The 20,423-nt window shown below is 31.7% G+C and carries 18 protein-coding genes; 7 read left to right on the top strand and 11 right to left on the bottom strand.

The genetic code is table 11. The annotated features are described in order from the left end of the window. Positions 1–20: 20 nt before the first annotated feature. Positions 21–1,271 (top strand): fibronectin type III domain-containing protein, encoded by a 1,251-nt coding sequence (locus KO504_RS12600; protein ID WP_252723678.1) that lies wholly within the window; start codon positions 21–23, stop codon positions 1,269–1,271. Between the two features lie 92 nt (positions 1,272–1,363). Further along, positions 1,364–3,853, top strand: coding sequence for a zinc-dependent metalloprotease (locus KO504_RS12595; RefSeq protein WP_354667398.1), 2,490 nt, complete (start codon positions 1,364–1,366; stop codon positions 3,851–3,853). 56 nt (positions 3,854–3,909) lie between these two features. On the opposite strand, the gene KO504_RS12590 is transcribed toward KO504_RS12595, so the two are convergent. Beyond that, positions 3,910–4,656, bottom strand: coding sequence for an alpha/beta hydrolase (locus KO504_RS12590; RefSeq protein WP_252723676.1), 747 nt, complete (start codon positions 4,654–4,656; stop codon positions 3,910–3,912). Positions 4,657–4,881: 225 nt separating this feature from the next. Next, entirely contained in the window at positions 4,882–5,373 is a 492-nt protein-coding gene (gene yiaA / locus KO504_RS12585; RefSeq protein WP_215927355.1) for an inner membrane protein YiaA, read from the bottom strand. 151 nt (positions 5,374–5,524) lie between these two features. Here yiaA and KO504_RS12580 point away from each other — a divergent pair, with 151 nt between their 5' ends. From KO504_RS12580 to rpe, 5 genes are all read left to right on the top strand, one after another. Beyond that, positions 5,525–7,021: a hypothetical protein gene (locus tag KO504_RS12580; RefSeq protein WP_215927354.1), complete on the top strand. Its 1,497-nt coding sequence runs from the start codon at positions 5,525–5,527 to the stop codon at positions 7,019–7,021. 89 nt (positions 7,022–7,110) lie between these two features. Next, positions 7,111–7,563 carry a hypothetical protein gene (locus tag KO504_RS12575; protein ID WP_215927352.1) on the top strand — a complete coding sequence of 151 codons (453 nt, stop codon included), beginning with the start codon at positions 7,111–7,113 and terminating at the stop codon, positions 7,561–7,563. 96 nt (positions 7,564–7,659) lie between these two features. Then, a complete protein-coding gene (locus KO504_RS12570; protein ID WP_215927350.1) occupies positions 7,660–7,992 on the top strand; it encodes a hypothetical protein in 333 nt (110 codons plus the stop codon). 264 nt (positions 7,993–8,256) lie between these two features. Further along, positions 8,257–9,120 (top strand): sigma-70 family RNA polymerase sigma factor, encoded by an 864-nt coding sequence (locus KO504_RS12565; RefSeq protein ID WP_092466645.1) that lies wholly within the window; start codon positions 8,257–8,259, stop codon positions 9,118–9,120. 303 nt (positions 9,121–9,423) lie between these two features. After that, positions 9,424–10,086 carry a ribulose-phosphate 3-epimerase gene (rpe, locus tag KO504_RS12560; RefSeq protein WP_215927348.1) on the top strand — a complete coding sequence of 221 codons (663 nt, stop codon included), beginning with the start codon at positions 9,424–9,426 and terminating at the stop codon, positions 10,084–10,086. A gap of 25 nt (positions 10,087–10,111) precedes the next feature. Here rpe and KO504_RS12555 read toward each other — a convergent pair whose 3' ends face one another. The 9 genes from KO504_RS12555 to KO504_RS12515 all read right to left on the bottom strand — a co-directional run bounded on the left by KO504_RS12555 (position 10,112) and on the right by KO504_RS12515 (position 20,377). Then, on the bottom strand, positions 10,112–10,531 hold the full coding sequence (locus KO504_RS12555) for a CBS domain-containing protein (protein ID WP_215927346.1): 420 nt from the start codon (positions 10,529–10,531) through the stop codon (positions 10,112–10,114). A gap of 101 nt (positions 10,532–10,632) precedes the next feature. Beyond that, positions 10,633–12,966, bottom strand: coding sequence for a GumC family protein (locus KO504_RS12550; protein ID WP_215927344.1), 2,334 nt, complete (start codon positions 12,964–12,966; stop codon positions 10,633–10,635). Between the two features lie 4 nt (positions 12,967–12,970). Beyond that, positions 12,971–13,732, bottom strand: a complete 762-nt coding sequence (locus tag KO504_RS12545) for a polysaccharide biosynthesis/export family protein (protein ID WP_215927342.1) — start codon at positions 13,730–13,732, stop codon at positions 12,971–12,973. Between the two features lie 67 nt (positions 13,733–13,799). Beyond that, a complete protein-coding gene (locus KO504_RS12540; protein ID WP_215927341.1) occupies positions 13,800–14,918 on the bottom strand; it encodes an MraY family glycosyltransferase in 1,119 nt (372 codons plus the stop codon). A gap of 122 nt (positions 14,919–15,040) precedes the next feature. Continuing rightward, the gene (wecB, locus tag KO504_RS12535; RefSeq protein ID WP_215927339.1) at positions 15,041–16,132 is read right to left on the bottom strand and encodes a non-hydrolyzing UDP-N-acetylglucosamine 2-epimerase; all 1,092 of its coding nucleotides are present in this window, start codon (positions 16,130–16,132) and stop codon (positions 15,041–15,043) included. A 271-nt stretch (positions 16,133–16,403) separates the two neighbouring features. Further along, positions 16,404–17,102, bottom strand: a complete 699-nt coding sequence (locus tag KO504_RS12530; RefSeq protein ID WP_215927337.1) for a WecB/TagA/CpsF family glycosyltransferase — start codon at positions 17,100–17,102, stop codon at positions 16,404–16,406. A 1-nt stretch (position 17,103) separates the two neighbouring features. After that, a complete protein-coding gene (locus KO504_RS12525) occupies positions 17,104–18,297 on the bottom strand; it encodes a delta-aminolevulinic acid dehydratase (protein ID WP_215927335.1) in 1,194 nt (397 codons plus the stop codon). After that, entirely contained in the window at positions 18,297–19,262 is a 966-nt protein-coding gene (locus tag KO504_RS12520) for a formyltransferase family protein (RefSeq protein ID WP_215927333.1), read from the bottom strand. The genes KO504_RS12525 and KO504_RS12520 overlap by 1 nt, the downstream gene beginning before the upstream one ends. Positions 19,263–19,264: 2 nt before the next feature. Further along, positions 19,265–20,377 (bottom strand): hypothetical protein, encoded by a 1,113-nt coding sequence (locus KO504_RS12515; RefSeq protein ID WP_215927331.1) that lies wholly within the window; start codon positions 20,375–20,377, stop codon positions 19,265–19,267. Positions 20,378–20,423: the final 46 nt, after the last annotated feature.

Genomic DNA, 20,423 nt, shown 5'->3' with positions numbered 1-20,423 from the left:
TAAAGAAAATGTCCCTTATTATGAAAAAGTTACTTATTCTCTGTTTAACTATATTAGCCGTTTTTTCTTGCTCAGATGATGCAGATGATCTTATCGCTGTTTGTGATAGTGTAACAAATATTTCTTCAAATACAATTACCAGTAATTCTGCAGTAATCACATGGAATACCGTTGATACTTCCATAGAATACACAATAGAATATGGGATTTCAGGATTTGCTTTAGGAAGCGGAACAACCATTTCCGAATCTAACACAGATACTCAACTCATCAATTTACAAGCCAACACAACTTACGATGTCTACATTCAAACCGTTTGTAACTCTGGTAACATCAGCCTTCATACTGACGTATATAGCTTTACAACAGCATTACCAAATGTAGCTACAGAATTCAAACCTGTTTTATCTGAAATGAATTTGTTTGTCGGAAATCTAGAAAATTTACAAATAACCCCTTTAGCTTTTGAATATAATCTGAATACCACCTTATTTTCTGATTATGCTCACAAACAACGTATCATAGCATTACCAGAAGGAACAAGTATGGAGTTTGATGGAGATGGCTTGCCTATTTTTCCAGACCATACAGTAATAGCAAAAACCTTTTATTACAATACAGATGAACGCGACCTATCTTTGGGAAGAACTATTATTGAAACGCGTATTTTAATTAAATTAAATGGATCTTGGGAAACTGGAGATTACAAATGGAACGAGGAACAAACGGATGCCGTTTTAGATTTAGCAGGAAGCACATTACCTATCACTTGGATTGACGCATCAGGCAGCTCAAACGCTACAACTTATAAAATCCCTTCAAATACAGATTGTTTTACTTGCCATAACAATAATAATGATATTATACCAATAGGTCCAAAATTAAGATCTATGAATTTTGAAATCAATGGGGTGAATCAATTAGAGCAATTTATAAGTAATCAACAATTAACAGGCTTATCAAGCAGTTCTTCTGTTAGAGCGCTTCCTAATTGGGAAGACACATCACTTCCATTAGAAACTAGAGCAAGGGCTTACATGGACATTAACTGTGCACATTGCCATATTCCTGGAGGTACTTGTGCAGACGAATCTACTTTAAATCTTGCATTTGAAACACCTTTAGAAGAAAGCAATATTGTAGAACAAAGTGTTGTCATTGATTATAGAGTATCATTTTATTCTGAAGGAATAAGCATGCCCTTTATTGGAACAACAATGCGCCATACAGAAGGTTTGAATTTAATTCAGGAATATATGAACACACTTTAAGACTCACGTTAAAAAAATACTAAAATCGGTTTTTAAATTAACAGATTCTTAATAGAATCCGTATTTTCATCAAAATTTAATAAAAACCAACTATTTTGAAACACGTATCCATTAAGCTACTCTTTGTAGTTTCCGCGTTCCTAGCATTTTCTTGCTCTACTATAAAAAAGGCTGGAAAATCAGGTAAAGACGCCAGTGCGATGGCTAAACCTCCAGCTAAAAAACCTGGAAAAAATGACCCTCAACCTTACAGCAAAATTATAACCAAAGACGCCAAAAGCGACAAAGGATTATTTACTGTTCATAATGTAGATGACAAATTCTTTTATGAAATACCAGATTCTCTTTTCGATAGAGAAATGCTTATGGTTACACGTATCGCTAAAACAGCATCAGGACTTGGTTTTGGTGGAGGAAAATTAAGCGAACAAGTATTACGATGGGAAAAGAAAAATAAAAAAGTATTGCTACGTATGGTATCTCACCAAGTAGTTGCTGCAGATTCTTTACCAGTACATGAAGCGGTAGTTAACTCTAACTTTGAACCCGTAATTGCTACTTTTCCAATTAAAGCATTCAGTAAAGATTCTTTAAACACTGTTATTGATGTTACAGATTTATTTTCAAAAGATGTTAAGCCGTTAGGCTTTCCTCAACGTGCTAGACGACAATATAAAATTTCACGTTTAGATGGTCAGCTTTCATACATCGAAAGCATTAAATCTTACCCTACAAACATTGAGTCCCGTACGGTAAAAACTTATGCTTCGGGTCAACCACCATCAAACTCTAATACAGGTGCGATTTCTATAGAAATTAATAACTCTATGATATTATTACCTGCAGTACCAATGAAGCGTCGATATTTTGATGAGCGTGTAGGTTGGTTTACAAGTAACCAAACCGATTATGGTTTGGAAGATCAAAAAAGTAAAACTTTAGAATTTTTAGATCGTTGGAGATTGGAAGTTAAAGACGAAGACATCGAAAAATTTAAACGTGGAGAATTAGTAGTTCCTAAGAAACAGATTGTCTACTATATTGATAGAGCAACTCCAGAAAAATGGAGAAAATATCTTAAACAAGGTATTGAAGATTGGCAAGTAGCTTTTGAAGCTGCCGGATTTAAAGATGCTATTATCGCTAAAGATCCTCCTACTGTAGAAGAAGATCCAGAATGGAGCCCAGAAGATGCGCGTTACTCAGTTGTACGTTATTTAGCATCACCAATTCCTAATGCTAATGGCCCTCACGTAAGTGACCCAAGAACAGGTGAAATTTTAGAAAGTGATATTAATTGGTATCATAACGTAATGTCATTATTACGTGGTTGGTTCTTTGTACAAACAGCTGCTATTAATCCAGATGCACAGAGTCCACAATTTAAGGACGAAGTCATGGGCCGTTTAATTCGTTTTGTTTCAGCTCACGAAGTAGGACACACTTTAGGTTTACCTCACAATATGGGAAGTAGTGTGGCATATCCTGTTGAAAAATTACGTGATGCAGAGTTCACTAAAAAGTACGGAACTGCACCTTCTATTATGGATTATGCACGTTTTAACTATATAGCTCAACCTGGAGATGAAGGTGTAGCTTTAATGCCAGACATTGGAACTTATGATAAATATGCTATTTCTTGGGGTTACAAACCTATTTTAGACAAAACTGCTGAAGAAGAAAAGCCAATTCTTAATGAATGGATTATGAAACATGCTGGTGACCCAATGTACCGTTTTGGACATCAACAAGCTGGAGATGTTGTTGACCCAAGTTCTCAAACTGAGGATTTAGGTGATAATGCCATGTTAGCGAGTGAATACGGTATTAAGAATTTAAAGCGTATTGTACCTAATTTAATTGAGTGGACTACAGAAGCTGGAGAAGATTATGATGATTTAGAAGAAATGTACGGTCATGTAATTTCTCAATTTAACCGCTATATGGGACATGTATCTAATAACATTGGAGGTGTTTACGAGCATTATAAAGCTGCCGACCAAGAAGGTCCTGTTTACACCGCTGTACCAAAAGCACATCAAAAAGAAGCTATGCAGTTTCTTCATGATAACTTATTTGAGACTCCAGAATGGTTAATTAACAAAGATATCTTTGATCGTATTGAGTTTACAGGTTCTGTAGAACGTGTTCGTGCTTTACAATCTAGAACAGTTAATAACATTTTGAGCTTAGGAAAAATGCAACGTTTAACTGAAGCTTATACCTTTGATAACAAAGCCTACTCTTTACCTGACATGATGAGTGATTTACGTTCAGGTATTTGGAGTGAATTACGTACTGGAAAAAAAATAGACACATACAGACGTAATTTACAACGTGCACATATTGATAGATTAGAATACTTGATGACAGCTAAAAACCAAACAGCAAGCAGAAGATCTAGTCCTTACGTTAAAGTAACACCAGTTAATACTAGCCAATCAGATATTAGAGCGGTTGTAAGAGCTGAATTAAAAACTTTACGTAGTCAATTACGTTCTGCACGTGGTGGAGATACCATGAGTAGAATTCATATAGCAGATGCTATAGAACGTATTAATTTAATTTTAGATCCTAAATAATCTAGATGACAATACAACTTAACAAAAAGGCTTCAATTAATTTTGAAGCCTTTTTTTTAGTTTAAAATAGTTTGAATGGTTTTATGGTAATCTTCAAACTCAATCAAATTATTATGAGCAGCACCTTCTACAGTCACAAAGCTTAAGTTTTCAATATTTAATTCTGAAAGCTTTTTTCCTGAAGCATAAGGTACAACCGCATCATCAGTACCATGAATAATTGTTATTGGGCATTCTGACTTTGGTAAAAACTGATAGGTTGGAAAATGATATTTTAAAACTTGTTTTACCGGTAACATAGGAAACCTGTCTTTTGCAACATCTAAAATACTGTAATAAGGTGTTTCTAAAATAAGTTGTTTAGGATTATTTTTTGAAACTAAATAGGATGCAATTCCCGTTCCTAATGATCTGCCATATAAGGTAATTTGATTTTCAGAATACTGTTCTAAGAGGAAATTATAGCAATATTGTGCATCTTTATATAAAGCTTCTTCACTTAATTTCCCTGTACTTTTCCCATACGTTCTATAATCCATTATAAATACGTCGTATTGCTGAAGTACAAAATATTCTGCAATAGCTCCCCAACGACTTAAATCGCCAGCATTACCATGAAAATAAAGGATAACACCTTTTGGGTTTTTAGCTTTAAAATGAAGTGCATTTATGCTTGTACTTTCATCTGTTTTAAGGAATAATTCTTCAAAATCATGATAAAACTGATACTGGTAATTTTGCGACAACCTACTAGGCATAAACAATAATTTTTCTTGAAAAAAATAAAGTACAGATCCTATCATAACAAATATGCTTAAAAGTACAAGTATAAACACTTTAAGACTTTTTTTTAATTTTTCTTTAATGGTAAATGCCATTTGTTTCTTAATATTTAATTATCAAAAATATTTCAATACCCCTTTAAAATGGAAAGTCTAAAAGTAATAAACTATAAAAAGTATTTTAAAACCTCGCAGCACTATATAATGCTGCAAGGTTTTGGGTTATTATCTAACCTATCATCAAAACTAATGTTCGTCTTCTTTTGCCGCTAGTTCATTATTTATATAAGCCACATCTCTGGTATTTTTCTGCACTGCAATGGCCGAAAACAAACTTAGAGTAAAGGACATAGCATAGAATCCTTTTTCACTTAATTCTAAATCGGCATTCCAAAGTCCAATAGTTAATAAAACAATAGATGCAATGGATGTAAACCAACTAATACCAAAATACATCTCTGTAACTTGTATACCTTCTAGCTTGTCCCTAACTGCTTTTTGAACTGAAATTACAGAAAACAATCCAAAAAGGAGAATGGTAAAATAATAGCCTTTTTCATTAAGTATCATCTCTGCATTCCAAAGCCCAACACAATAAGCAACCATACCAATAAGTAAAGCCGACCATGAGGCACCAATAAACGCTGGTGTTGGCTTATGGTTATACACTTTCTTTTCTTTCTTTTTTGAGTTTAGATTTTCTTCGTCTTTTAACGATACTGTTGTTTGATAATTCATCTTGTTTGGTTTTAATGATTATGGAGCAAATCTCAGATAAAAGGCAATATTTATAAAACAACAATTACAACAAAACTGACGATATATTTAATATGCAAACATAATAAATCATTATATTCACTGATTAATTAAATAATTTAATGACGATTAAATGATAGAAATAAAATCAATCATCAATACATTAAGCACTGAAGATCATCAGAAATTTGTAAATTATCTTCAGCAAAAGAACAAACGCAAAGACACCAAAAACATTCAATTATTTAAATTACTAGCCTACTCTACCTATGATTCAAAAGCTATTTGCAAACAACTCTATAAAGTAGATAAAAGTAATGCTTACCATGCGCTTAGAAAGCGACTATTACAATCCTTAATAGATTATACTGCCAATAAAAACCTTGAAGACGAGAACTCTATTGACATGCAGATCGTTAAATACATTTTAGCATCACGTACATTTTTACTTCAAAATAATTTCAACATTGCTTATAAAATTTTAGACAAAGCAGAACGCCTAGCAGATGAACATTCATTGTTTGCCATACGCAACGAAATTTACCATACTAAAATCCAATATGCTCCAAATTATCCTAAAATAAATCTAGATGACTTAATAAATAAGCAAAAAGCAAATCAGAAAAAACACCAATTAGAAGATCAACTCAATATTGTATATGCAAAACTGAAATCTATACTAAATGAAGTAGCCTACCAAGGAAACGTCATCGACTTTGAATCTGAGCTTGAGCACTTGTTAAAAGCACATCATATTGAAATTAACACATCACTTTCTTTTAAGTCTTTATATCAGATTTTAGCGATTGCTAACATTTCGGCTTTTGTCACAAAAAAATATTACTCTATTGAAAGCTTTGTGATGAAAAGTTACGATATTCTCAAACAAAAAAAGGAAACCGACAAGCAACTTTTTTATCAAATTGCAATCGTTTATATCATTGCCAACACGCTTTTTAGAAACAAAAAATTTGAAACGTCCCTGCACTACATCAAAGAGATGGAACAGTTAATGCAACTTAAAAAAGGGGCTTACTATAAAACCTTCATCTTAAAGAAAACTTTAGTTGAAGCCTTAAACCTTAACTTCAGTAATAAACAAAATGAAGCCATTGCCTTAGTTGAAAAACACATAACTAAAAAACATAAGGATACAGAAACTTTATTAGACATACAGCTGACTTGCTTTATGTTTCATTTCCAAAGAGAAGACTTTACAAAAGCCAAATCTATTTCATCTAAATTTTATCATTCAGATCAATGGTATAAAGAAAAAGCAGGGATAGATTGGATAATCAAAAAAAACATAGCAGAACTTTTATTGTATATAGAATTACAAGAAGACGATTTGTTCTTTTCACGATTAAAAAGTTTTAGACGTCGTTATTCAACGTATTTAAAAGAAATAGGGCAAACCAGAATCCTTCAATTTTTAAAATTCGCAGAACTATACTATATAAAACCAAAAACAGTTACAACAGAAAATTTTAAAGATCAATTAGAAACAACTTTTGAATGGATTACAATTAAAGAAGAAGATATATTCGTCATTAGCTTTTATGCCTGGTTAAAAAGCAAAGTTGAAAACAATACGATATACCTAACCACACTACAGTTACTAAACTTATAATGTTAAATTCTGTGTTAAAAAAAACGACGGCTTTAAACGTTTTAAATTTAATAACGTCTAAACTAATATAACACAAACATATAAACAACATGAAAAAATTAGTAATTATTGCCCTAGCATTTGTAACCTTAAATGGTTTTGCACAAAAAAAAGAACATGACAAAAGAGACAGATCTCATACTTCTGAATTAAGAAAAGACATGACTCCAAATGATATTGCAGATTTAAAATCTAAACAACTGACTTTAAAATTAGACCTAACAGATGCACAACAACAAAAAGTACACAAGCTAATTTTAAAGCAAGCTGAATCAAGAAATAAGGCAAGAGAAGCGCATAAACCTAAAGCGGGAGAAAAGAGAGAAAAGCCTTCTAAAGAAGAACTCGTAAAGATGCAAAATCAAAGATTAGATGATCAAATAGCAATGAAACGTGAAATGAAATCTATTTTAACTGCTGAACAATACGCTAAATATGAAAAAATGGAGCCTAAAAAGCACAAAAAAAGAGGCATGCGTAATAAAAATAAAAGCAAAAAATAGATTATTTCACTAAAAAAGTATCGGATAGTCGATACTTTTTTATTTTGTTGAATAAAATTATTACTTTAGTAACCAATTATAATTAAATAATCCATAATGAAAAAAGTAATAACCTTGTGCTTATTTGTATTTGCACTATTTCTTGGAACTCAAACTACTGTAGCACAAAACAGTAAAATAGAAATTAATAAAGAAATAAATGCTAAGGCCGCTACAAAAACAGAAGCTTTAAGAAAACACATAAAGTTTGACAAAGAACAACGTAATGAAATTTATTCAGCTTTAAAGGCATACGAACAAAGTAAAGTTCGTATTAGTAACAATCCTGTAAGCGAAGATGAAAAAGCAAAAATAGAAAAACAGTTAAACGACAAGATTAAAAAGGTTTTATCAGAAGAACAATTTGAACGCTATTTGACTTTTGAATAGGCGTCTTGATAAAATAGTTTAACAACTCACAAAAATTAAATCAGAACATTCATTTGTTCTGGTTTTTTTATTTTCAAAAAAGCGAAGAGGTGTTATATTTACATTTTTTTAGATTAAAGATATTGGGTTTACACCAATAATTAAATTCTGCATTTCAAATAATCAAATAAAATATTTTATATTATTTGTAACATTTTGATAGTTTGTTACGTATAATAAAAGCAGCATGTTGTTGCAATAAAATTGCACAAATCTTAAAATTAAATGAGACAGCTTAAAATTACCAAGCAGGTAACCAATAGGGAAACTGCATCATTAGATAAATACTTACAAGAAATTGGCAAAGTAGACCTTATTACAGCAGATGAAGAGGTTGAATTAGCTCAACGTATTAAAGCTGGTGATCAGCTTGCTTTAGAAAAATTAACAAAAGCAAACCTACGTTTTGTTGTATCTGTTGCAAAACAATATCAAAACCAAGGGTTAACATTACCTGATTTAATTAACGAAGGTAATTTAGGTTTAATTAAAGCTGCACAGCGTTTTGATGAAACACGTGGGTTTAAATTTATATCTTATGCTGTTTGGTGGATTCGTCAATCAATACTTCAAGCTTTAGCTGAACAATCTCGTATTGTACGTTTACCATTAAACAAAATTGGTTCTATTAATAAAATAAACAAAACCTTTGCTTTTTTAGAGCAAAGTCATGAGCGACCACCTTCTGCTGAAGAGATTGCTAAAGAGCTAGACATGACCATTAACGATGTTAAGGAGTCTATGAAAAATTCTGGTCGTCATGTAAGTATGGATGCTCCTTTAGTAGAAGGAGAAGACTCTAACTTATATGATGTACTTAGAAGTGGTGAATCACCAAATCCAGATAGAGATCTATTACACGAATCGTTGCGTACTGAAATTGAACGCGCTTTAGAGACCTTAACACCTCGTGAAGCCGATGTAATTCGCTTATATTTTGGCCTAGCTAGTCAACACCCAATGACCCTAGAAGAAATTGGAGAAACGTTTGATTTAACACGTGAACGTGTAAGGCAAATTAAAGAAAAAGCAATCAGACGATTAAAACATACATCTAGAAGTAAAATATTAAAAACATATTTAGGTTAGTTTTTTGTATATTTAACGACCAACCTAATGAAAGCAACAACAGTTACAAAACATAACTGTTCGTTTTTTGATTGATGAAAGAACCCACGGCTGATTACCGTGGGTTCACTTTTTTAAAATAGTTCGTAACCATCCTCTTTCGCTTTGTATTACTCTTTTATTTGGCTATAATTAAATTACACAGTCTGTACTCAATAGAGAGCTAAAGCGCCTATTATCTATATTAATGAAACCACAGTATTATCTTCAGCATAATCTTCCTTTTTTAATTACCTTTGCTAAAACCTAAAACAACCTCATAAAATGGTTTCAAAATTAATTGCCCCATCAATGCTAGCTGCCGATTTTGGCAATCTTCAACGTGACACAGAAATGGTAAATAAAAGTGATGCTGATTGGTTTCATATTGATGTTATGGATGGTCATTTTGTACCAAATATATCTTATGGTATGCCTGTGATTTCAGCCATCAAAAAACACGCTACAAAACCATTAGATGTGCATTTAATGATTGAAAAACCGGAGCGTTATATTGAAGAATTTGCAAAAGTTGGTGCTGATATTATTACAGTTCATTACGAATCTACAGTTCATTTACACAGAACGTTAAGACAAATTAAAGATGCAGGCTGTAAAGCAGGTATTGTACTTAATATCACAACTCCGCTTAACGTTTTAGAAGATATTTTACCAGAATGTTATATGATTTTATTAATGTCTATAAATCCTGGTTTTGGTGGTCAAAAATTTGAAGACATCACTTATAAACGCATAAGAAACCTTCGTCAAATGATAAACGAGCAAGGTTTAGACACGCGTATTGAAGTTGATGGCGGTGTTACTGATAAAAACATACAAAAGTTAGTTGAAGCTGGCGCAGACACCTTTGTCGCTGGTAGTCATGTTTTTAAAAGTGATAACCCAACGGCAACTATTAAAACATTAAAGCGTTTAGCCAATTCATAAAAAATGCGCATTTAGCGCATTTTTTTTATAATTGTTTCAATAAATAATTGATTAAATCTGTTGTAGTAACAATTCCGACTAAACGTCCTTTATCAACTACTGGTAGTGCGTGAAATTCTTTTTCAGCTAAAATCTTGGCCACTTCTTTTATAGTCGCATCAGAAGGTATAGTAACTACATTCTTAGCCATCACCTGGTCTATAGTAAACATGTTGTAAACCAAGGTTTCTATTTCAGTTTCAGTTTCATCAACGGCATCTGCAAAACTAATTCTTAACAAATCGGTATAGCTTAACATCCCTATAATTACTCCTTCATTAACAACAGGAATGTGTCTAATTTTATGGCGTTTAAATAAAAGCTCTGCTCTTTCAAGATCATCCTCTCTATTGAGTGCAATAATATCGGTTGACATTATTGTAGAAATTAATGCATTATTTTTCATGTCTTTTGGTTTTATAATTCACTATTAAAAGTAGTTTATAAAGCCTTTATAAAGTATGACAAATATCACATTGCAAAAAAGTGACTAACCATATTCAAAAGTTAGTCTTTAGTACCATAGCCATAATTGTAACCATAATTGTAGCTATACCCATAAGATCTACTTGCTCCTACACTATTAATAACATAAGCTACATTTTTTAACTTACCTGTTTCTGTTAAATCTTTAGAGAACTTTAATAAATTCTTTTCTGTAAAATTTGCTCGTGCCAAATAAATTGTAGCATCAGCTAATTGAGAAATTAACATGGTATCTGTTACTAGTATTGTTGGTGCTGTATCTACAATAATATAATCGTACTCTTCTTTAGCTTCTTCAATAAGCTTCTTAAAACGACCATTAGTTAATAAATGTGCTGGATTTGGAGGTATAACACCTGATAAAATAATTTGATGATTAGGATGTTTATCAAAACCATTAATTAAAGCATCTCTCCAATCATAATTAGTATCATGAAGATAATTAGATAATCCTGGTTTATGCTTTTCTTCATGAATATGCGTATGAATCTGTGGATTTCTTAAATCGGCTCCTATTAATAATACTTTTTTATTAATACTAGATAAAGCTAAAGACAAATTAACACTTACATAGGTTTTTCCTTCTCCTTTAATTGTTGAAGTACAATAAATCACCTTTCCTTTTCCATCGGCTTTAATTGGCAAAATATAATCCACATTAGAACTTAAAATCCTAAAAGACTCTGCTAAGGCTGTACGTGCATTTGGGTCATCGAAAATGATATGCTCTTTCTTTTTTACATCTGGTATTTCGCCAATGACTGGTATATTAGAATTTATCTTAGTGACATCCTCCTTACTATGTAATTTAGTATCTAACATAAAAATAAGATACAATATTCCAAATGGAATTAACAAACCACCTAAGATTGCAGCTGCATATACAATATTAGATTTAGGTGACACGGGATTAGAACCCGACAAAGCATATTCAACAACCTTAATAGAAGGCTCCGTAATAGCCAGATTAATAGCTGCTTCTTCTCTTTTTTGTAATAATAAAAGATATAGACTCTCTTTAATTTTTTGTTGACGATCAATTGCTCTTAATAGTTTTTCTTTTTCGGGAATTTGAGCTACTGTACCACTAAATCTACGATTTCTTAAAGTTAATTGTTGACGTGACGCTTCAAGTTGATTAGAATACGTTTTTATAGATTTATCTATATTCGCCTTTAAACTTTGGACTTGTTCTACAGCTTGTTTAACCATTGGATTATTAATACCACCACTACTTAAGTATTTATCTCTATTGATGACAGCGCTATTATAGTCTGCAATAAGCACATTAATACTAGAATTCTCTATACCGATATTAGACGGTAATAAATCAGATTCAGGATTATTTTTCAACGAATTATCTAATAATTTAGATAAAGCTAATTGATGTTCAATTTGAAAGAGTTCCTCATCAGACTGTGCACGTTGTTCTAAACCTAATCCTGCATCTGCAGTAATATCAACAATATTATTACGCTGTTTAAAGTCTTGACGACCTACTTCAATCGAGTCCAATTCTTGGGCTAAAAACACAAAACGATCATCTATAAAATCTAAAGTCCGTTTAGAAATTAACTGCCTGTCATAAATACCATCTTTATCAAACACATCCATTAAGGTGTTTAATATTTTCTCTGAAACTTCTCTACTCTCACCTTTTATTGTTAATTTCAGCAAATCACTTAACTCACCAATTGACTCTACTTTAATATTAGATTTTAAACTTAATGCCGTACTTTTAATAGTCTTAAAGTTTAAAATATATGTATTACCTATAAAATTAGACTTAGATCCATTGACGTTAAGGTCAATTTCAAATGGTAAATTATAATCACTATCACGAGTGGTAGATCCCGGAAAAGAAAACACTTTCTCTGTGTTTAAATTAGTGACATCTATACCATTATTTTTAATTTTTAATTTATAAGATAACCGCTCTGTAATACTATCTGGATGAATAATTTGCTTAAATCCAAAAGGCAAAGCTTCTATTTGAGACGTTTGAATCGTTCCTTCTTCATAAAAGTTAGTATTGAGATTTAACTCCTTTACCACACGGTTCATTATTAAATAAGAGGTTAAAATCTCTATTTCGTTCTCTAAATTTATATTTTTTCTCTTAAATATAAAAGCCGAAGTAGGCAACTCTAAGCCTTCAGATTCATCTAAAATTTTAATTTTAGAATATGTTTGATAAACACGTGGAGCATACCTTAAATACATGTAGGCACTTATTAACGTCACAGCCAATGTTACAGCAAACCAAGGCCAATAGCGTAAATAACGCTTGAGTTCTTGTTTAATATCAGTGCTATCCTCTTCTTGTAAAGAAAAATTATTAAATGAATTATCCATATCGTTATCGAGATAATAAAATAGTTATACTAAGCGCTAAAGAGGCAATTGTTAATACGGTACTTATATCCTTCACAAAACCAGCATTCTTAACTCTAGGGTTGTTTGGATTAACTACTATGAAATCATTTGGTTTTACAAAATAAAACTCACTGTTCATGAACTCTGCAGACGTGAGATCTATATGAGTTACTTTACGCACACCATCAACTTCTCTGGTTAATAAGATATCATCACGTTTACCATTTATAGTTAAATCACCTGCATAACCTAAAGCTTGAATCAATGTCATGTTTTGATCCGTATAATTAAAAGTTCCGGGCTGATTGACTTCACCTAATATGGTCACTTTTGCATTAATTAAACGTACATTAACTCTTGCATCAGACAGATGGCCTTCACTAACTAACTTGTCACTAATAAAGGTTTCTAGTTGTTGAGTGGTTTTATTTCGAGTAGATATTTCTCCTAATACAGGTAATTCAATGGTTTGGTTTAAAGACACCACATATCCATCTAGTTGCAAAAGCTCTAAATTTTGAGGCTGAGCTCCTTGCTCAATATTTTTATTATAGGGTAATGCTGCTAAAGGCTCTAGACTTCCTATCGTTATTTTTAAAATATCATTAGGTTGAATATTTACGGATTGATAAGGTATACTACTTCCTCCCTTAGCCTCAATATCTTGTAAATAAAGTATGTCTTTTTTAGGAGCACAAGACGCTAAAATAAAAAGACTTATTAGGCCTAATGTTTTAAAATTCATTTAAATATTTTTTTTATAGTTGGCAAATATAACTGCAATTAAGATACTAGCAAAACCTTAACTCTAATTAACTGGCCTCATTCTCAGTAATCTTAGAGCTATTTTTAATTTTGTGCAATCCAAATGGGATAAGATATAGGGCAATTCCATATAGTAAAAGACAAATGATCTGTGTATTTAAATTAAGGTGTAACATATTAAAAGCAATACACACAATGACAAAGTTAATACTACAAATTAATATGGTGGTCATTAAATGACTGTAACCTATTTTAATAAACCAATGGTGAATATGATTTTTATCGGCCTTAAATGGACTTGTTTTATGAATCACAATTCTAATAAAGAAAATACGTAAGGTATCAATAAATGGGTAAAATAATAAAGCAAAAGCCAATGCTGGCGATGCTCTATAATAGTCTGAAGCCTCATCTACTTGAGCCATATTAATAAAACTTATAGTAAAAAACGCTAATAAAAACCCCACAATCATTGACCCTGTATCTCCCATAAATATTTTTTTACTTAAAGAGAAATTAAATCTAAGAAATGCCAACAATGACCCACAAAGCGCAATAGCAATAGTCGCTAAACTTAGGTCTTCAGCGTTAACAAAAAGGAACACAAAGATAGCACTTGCAGTTAAGGCTATGGTACCTGCTAAACCATCTACCCCATCAATAAGGTTATAGGCATTTATAATTAATATATATACAAATAGCGTAAAACCAACAGAAACCCAATATGGTAACGTATACACATCTAAAATACTTGAAAAGCCAATAATACGAGTATCTGTAAAAACAATAAGTAAGCTCGCTACAAAAAGTTGCCCCACTAATTTTTTACCTGGTGATAACACGGTAAGGTCATCTTTTAAACCTAGAAAAAATAAGACTGTTAAGCCTCCCATTACTAAAAGTAAAACTTTGGTATTTAGAAAAGCTCCTACTATAGTTATCACAACTATAACCCCTAAAAAAATACCAATACCACCTAAAGTGGGTGTTTTAGTGGAATGTAAACTTCTACTATCTGGTTCATCCATTAAGTGTTTTTCGTTTGAAACATATAAAATTGTAGGAAAGGTTCTATAAGCGATAATAAAAGCCAATATAAACGCTGCTATTAACCAAATAACAGCATTATCACTTGGACTAAAATTATCTAGTAGAGTTTTTATCATAAGAGGATGATGTACTTTTATTATAATCCATTAATAGCTAGGCGCAAGATACAATTTTATTGTTTAGACCATAAATTTCAGACTAAATAAGCTTAAATATATCTAAATGAATTATTGTTAAATTATTTCAACTTTTTTAAACATTCCACAATTCGATGTGCCGTTTTACCATCCCATAATGGGATATCATTTCCTTTTTTCCAATTACCTGCAAATAAGGTGTCTAAATATGGTTTTAATTTTTCAGGTTGCGTTCCAACCAACTCATTAGTCCCTAAGGTAATCGTTTCTGGCCGTTCGGTATTATCTCGCAATGTTAGACAAGGCACTCGCATGATTGAAGCTTCTTCTGTGATTCCTCCAGAATCCGTGATGACCGCTTTTGCTTTTTCTACTAAAAAATTAAATTCTAAATAACTTAATGGCTCTACGGTATGTAATCTTGAATGACTAATATTAAGACGTTCTAAAATTTTTGCTGTTCTTGGGTGTACAGGAAAAACTAGTGGTAAGTCTTGCGTATTCGCTATAATTTCATCAATCATATCTTTTAGCTGTGACTCTTCATCTACATTAGCTGGTCTATGCAGTGTCATTACGATGTAATTCCCTTCTTCCAATCCTAATGCGTTCCAAATTTTAGGTTGTGTAAAATTAGGACGCTGCTTTAACAAGGTATCAATCATGGTGTTTCCTACGAAAAATATCTGATCGTCTTTTACTCCACCTTGCTTCAAATTTGTATTCGCTGTTTCAGAAGTTGTAAAAAAGTAGTTCGTAATACTATCGGTTACCAATCTATTAATTTCTTCAGGCATAGACCAATCGTCTGAACGAATACCTCCTTCGACATGCGCTACTTTGGTGTGTAATTTCTGAGCGACCAATGCACAAGCCATTGTAGAAGTTACATCTCCAACCACAAGAACCAAATCAGCAGGATTTGCCATTAACTCCTTTTCAAAACTAACCATAATTGCCGCCGTTTGCTCTGCTTGTGTACCACCACTACACTCTAGATTAACATGTGGCTCAGGAATTTCTAATTGCTCAAAAAAGCTACCAGACATATTTTTATCATAATGCTGACCTGTATGCACTAAACGATAATCCATATCTCCATGGTCTTGTTTTGCTTTTTGAATGGCATGGATTATTGGTGCTATCTTCATGAAATTAGGTCTAGCCCCTGCGATAATTGTAATTTTGTACATGGTTAACTTTTTACAAATTTGGTATTTATTCTATTACTGATAATTTTAAATAATGATTTTATATCTGCTTGACCCGACGTTTACCCGAGGCACACCCGACGCATATCCGACGCATACCCGAAGGAGCTCCTTATAACATCTGTGATATAGTTTGGCAATTTACAGCATAATAAGCACTTAAAAACCTCCTTAACTTTATGATAATATTAAAACTATTTATTAAGTAATAAAGGCTTTTTAAGAGCTGTTTTAAACATAAAATTGCCCCCAATTAATATCTATTTAAATGCAAATTAACAAAAAAACGGACTAAATGTATCTGTCTTTTTATTCTAGAGGGCTGACTTATCAATCTATAAGTCCACTCCATGTTATTTTTTACCCACCATTCTGGTGCACGCTTTACATTGCCTGTAAACACATCAAAACTACCTCCTAACCCCTGATAAACGGCTTGATGTTCTTTTTGAATACGTTCCATTAACAACTCTTGCTTTGGCGACCCCATGGCTACAAAAACCACATCTGGATTGTGCTTTTTAATATCTTCTATTAAAGCTAATTCTTCAGCTTCCGTTTTAATGTAGCCGTTTCTATAGTTACAAATAGTAATGCCGTTAAATTGGGCCTTCAGTTTTTCTACTGTTGTATCAATGACCTCTTGTTTTCCACCCACTAAATAGAACGATTTTGTCTTATAATAATTAGCAACAACATCTAACCATAGTTCACACCCAGGAATCTTAACTACTTTATCTATTCCTTTTTTCTGTAAAGCCCAAACAGCTCCAATACCATCTGGATAGCCCATATTTCTATTGATTAGCGCTCTACTTTCGTCTGTAGCATGAAGAATTTTCTCTGCATTAACAGCCACCATAATTTTATGATTATCAAAGGCATATTGCATTAATTCTTTTCTGGATGTTGGAGCAAAAGTCATGACTCCGTTTAAGGACTTAGCCTCCATATTATTTAGATTTTGTTTCTAGTAAGTAATGCGCCATAGCGTTAAACATAAAGGCATTAGACCACCGCATATAGGATATTTTAGAACTCATGCCTTGTCTATATTGATAATAAAAGTAGCCTTTTTTATGTTGCATATTATCTATAGTCCAATGTAACACTTTAGAAAGTAAAGCTTTATTAGGTTGAAACGCTTCCATCTTAGATAAGGTTACAATGACTTGTGCTGGACAATGAATATCTATTGGAAATGTTTTATCGTGGTAATATTTTGGCATCCCATCATCTTCAAAGAAATTATCTAGATAGTACTTTAATCCTTTATCTAAATACGTTTGAAAACTTAGATCTCCAGTATTTTGTTGATAGGTTTCAATAGCATCTAAATTAAAGCCTGTATGAAAACTATCGATCCAAGATTGTACGGGCAATAAACCATAAATCCAGGAACCATCTTCACTTTGCAAATCGCAAGCTGCCATAACCGCTTGTTTTGCTAAATCAGCATGCGCTTGGTTTTTGGTATATTTATAAGAATAGCTTAATATTTTAGCTCCTAATAACGATGCGTTAATCACGGTATTATTCCCATCTAGCACACTATAAGAAAAAATAATTCCATTGCCGTGTTTCGTTCTTGACAAATCGTTAACTACAAAATTTGCAGCCGTTACCGTTTCTTTTAAAACGGTTTCATTTTTAGTGATTTCGTAACTTTCTAGTAAAGCTTCCACACAAAAACAAGTCGCTACAACCGTTGGTGTATATTTTTTAAACAAAAACAAACGTCTCGCTTGCCAATCGAAATTATACCCCCAAGCTGACCCCGAATAGCCTTTAGACCTTAAGCCTAATAGTAATTCTGAAAGTTCATTAATACGCTGTAAAATCTGGTCTTTAGTTCCAAAGTCTTCATTTCCGTTTTCAGCTAACTTATATAAGCGACAATATCCTAAAAGAAATAAAGCCAAACCTTTTGTATTATGCTCTTTAGGCACCAAAAGTAGCTTTCTAAAATTAATAGGACTTCGCTTAAATCCTTGAATCCAAGCTAATCGTGCTAAGTCCCAATGTTTTAATGGTAGGGCCTGAAAAACCTTAGAATTCATCCCATCATAAGGATCCCAACCTTTATAATTTTCGGCCTCGCAATATTGTTTCAGCCTTAAAAAACTTGATGCGATTTTAGAACTCATTAAAGCTTATGTATTTTAATGTGATTTTTTAGAAATGAATGCATCTCATAAAAGATTTTACCTTTTGTATTATCAATGTCCTTAAATTTCTCATTACACAATAATGCAATAGATTTTAAAATTCTATCTCCTAAATTATAATAAATAGATCCATTGATATTTTTTCGATCTACCTTTGAATACATCAAGATTGGACCAGAATCAATTTCTTTATGAATCAGATGATTTGTAATGATTAATTCAGCACCGAAAAGTCGAGAATAATCTAAAGTAGATCTTCCTTTAAACAATGGTAATGCACCCCAATGATCATTAATCAAACCATATTTGAATTGCTTAATCAATTTATCGGATATAATAAAACTTAATTTATGAAAACCTATTTCATAGTTTTTTTTTAAGTCAATCTCTTTTAATTCTGATTTATTTTTGATTTGAATTTCTTTGTACCTCTTTTTTCCAAAATATAATTTATAAAACGCTCTACTAGCTTTGTTGTTTAACAAAAATTGTGTTTTAGGACTTGAATGATAAGATACATTAACAACATCGACATCTACATTTAATTTTCTTAATTTTTTAAAAGCTAAAATAAAATGAAATGGTAAACCGATTAAACATACTTTTTTATTTTCAAAATCATTTTCATTCACTTCAAAAATGTCAGGCTCAATTTTTAAACTAGCTTCCAAATCAGTATCGTAATAAAATTTATGTTTATTTAATGAATCTAGATTTTTATAGAAATGGTTTGTGGCCAACTGCGTATATTTTTCATTTTCTATCCATAGAATTTCATTGAAAAAGCGTACGTCATTTGATTTTAAGTACTGATCGTAAAGAAACTTATTTTCCTCATTGGATATATCAACTTTTTTAAGTCTTTTGAAATGAATCTTTCTTAAGACCAGATCTGCTCTGGTTTTCTCTTGTTCGAATAAAGGTTTACTAGCTAGGTTGGTCATCCTTAATTTTTAATTAAGGGATTTAATACTCCATTCTCAATATCATTAATTACCTGTGAAGTAGTAACGAATTCTATATCATGAAAATTCGTATTCAAATAATTAAAGAATTTATCGATGTCTTTAAACGTATTTTTAAAATCCTTAGTATGTGTTTCAATAACCATAATTTTATATGGGTTATCCATGCATTTAACCGCTTTATAAGACCGCTTAAATGTGTTTTTAAGATACCAAAATGGTTGAGCATTTATTTTTAAATGCGTACAAAATGGTGTCAAACTTATATTTAATTTATCTTTATTTGCCAAAGGTTTTAAAGATGTAATTTCTGCAGGCGGATTAGAAATGTCAATTTCCTCTACTTTTCTTTGGAAAATAGATTTGATTTTTATTTGAAAAATGTAACGTATAAAATCTGGCCAATTTAAATAAGTTGGCGTCATAGGAATAACGGTGATGTCTTTGTTTTTGCCTATGTAATTTATATCTTCTTTATTACAATAATACGGAATAGAGTCGCTTTCTAAATTTGTATAATCTATGTCGAGAGCATCAACTTTAAGTCCTTTAATCGGTCCCATGACAATTTTTAGACCTTTTTCTTTAAATTTATCATATAAAACATCAAAAGGTTGAAGCCCCCAAGAACCAGCTTTAAAAGAATTAACAGGAATTGTGTCCGAAAAACTATCTTTTATTTGTTTTAATTCAAGTAAACAATCATCAACTAGTTTTAATTGCTCTTCTTTTGAAAGTTGACCAATATTCCATTTTTCAGAAACATAAACCTGATTATTTCTAACCTCAGCATTAACCCATTGAGAGTGTATGTGTAACTGGACCTCCATTTCACTTTTTATTATATAACCAATTAAGTTCTCTATGGTTTGTATCTGAACTCCAAAATCTTTATAATCCCTATTCCTTTTTAGAAATAAGAGGTGAGCAATATCAATATAAAATGTAGATTTAGCATTATATTTTTTTAGAATATCAATATATTTTAAAGTGGGAAGATATTGCCTGTTCATAGTGTGCCCAAGACCTGAACCCAAAACTTCATTATCATCTTCTAAAAGGATTTTTACCTTAGAGCTGTTATTTGTATTCATTAAATTTCTACTTTGTTCGATTATTATTTTGAGATGATTTTTGTTT

The sequence above is a fragment of the Winogradskyella psychrotolerans genome, assembly GCF_018860565.1.
GTDB classification, from domain to species: Bacteria; Bacteroidota; Bacteroidia; order Flavobacteriales; family Flavobacteriaceae; genus Winogradskyella; species Winogradskyella damuponensis.
This window is presented reverse-complemented; position numbering and strand designations above follow the sequence as displayed.

Coding starts and splice junctions, on each gene's coding strand:
- KO504_RS12600 (WP_252723678.1), top strand. CDS start 21: ATGAAAAAGTTACTTATTCTCTGTTTAACTATATTAGCCGTTTTTTCT.
- KO504_RS12590 (WP_252723676.1), bottom strand. CDS start 4,656: ATGATAGGATCTGTACTTTATTTTTTTCAAGAAAAATTATTGTTTATG.
- yiaA (WP_215927355.1), bottom strand. CDS start 5,373: ATGAATTATCAAACAACAGTATCGTTAAAAGACGAAGAAAATCTAAAC.
- KO504_RS12580 (WP_215927354.1), top strand. CDS start 5,525: ATGATAGAAATAAAATCAATCATCAATACATTAAGCACTGAAGATCAT.
- KO504_RS12575 (WP_215927352.1), top strand. CDS start 7,111: ATGAAAAAATTAGTAATTATTGCCCTAGCATTTGTAACCTTAAATGGT.
- KO504_RS12570 (WP_215927350.1), top strand. CDS start 7,660: ATGAAAAAAGTAATAACCTTGTGCTTATTTGTATTTGCACTATTTCTT.
- KO504_RS12565 (WP_092466645.1), top strand. CDS start 8,257: ATGAGACAGCTTAAAATTACCAAGCAGGTAACCAATAGGGAAACTGCA.
- rpe (WP_215927348.1), top strand. CDS start 9,424: ATGGTTTCAAAATTAATTGCCCCATCAATGCTAGCTGCCGATTTTGGC.
- KO504_RS12555 (WP_215927346.1), bottom strand. CDS start 10,531: ATGAAAAATAATGCATTAATTTCTACAATAATGTCAACCGATATTATT.
- KO504_RS12550 (WP_215927344.1), bottom strand. CDS start 12,966: ATGGATAATTCATTTAATAATTTTTCTTTACAAGAAGAGGATAGCACT.
- KO504_RS12545 (WP_215927342.1), bottom strand. CDS start 13,732: ATGAATTTTAAAACATTAGGCCTAATAAGTCTTTTTATTTTAGCGTCT.
- KO504_RS12540 (WP_215927341.1), bottom strand. CDS start 14,918: ATGATAAAAACTCTACTAGATAATTTTAGTCCAAGTGATAATGCTGTT.
- wecB (WP_215927339.1), bottom strand. CDS start 16,132: ATGTACAAAATTACAATTATCGCAGGGGCTAGACCTAATTTCATGAAG.
- KO504_RS12530 (WP_215927337.1), bottom strand. CDS start 17,102: ATGGAGGCTAAGTCCTTAAACGGAGTCATGACTTTTGCTCCAACATCC.
- KO504_RS12525 (WP_215927335.1), bottom strand. CDS start 18,297: ATGAGTTCTAAAATCGCATCAAGTTTTTTAAGGCTGAAACAATATTGC.
- KO504_RS12520 (WP_215927333.1), bottom strand. CDS start 19,262: ATGACCAACCTAGCTAGTAAACCTTTATTCGAACAAGAGAAAACCAGA.
- KO504_RS12515 (WP_215927331.1), bottom strand. CDS start 20,377: ATGAATACAAATAACAGCTCTAAGGTAAAAATCCTTTTAGAAGATGAT.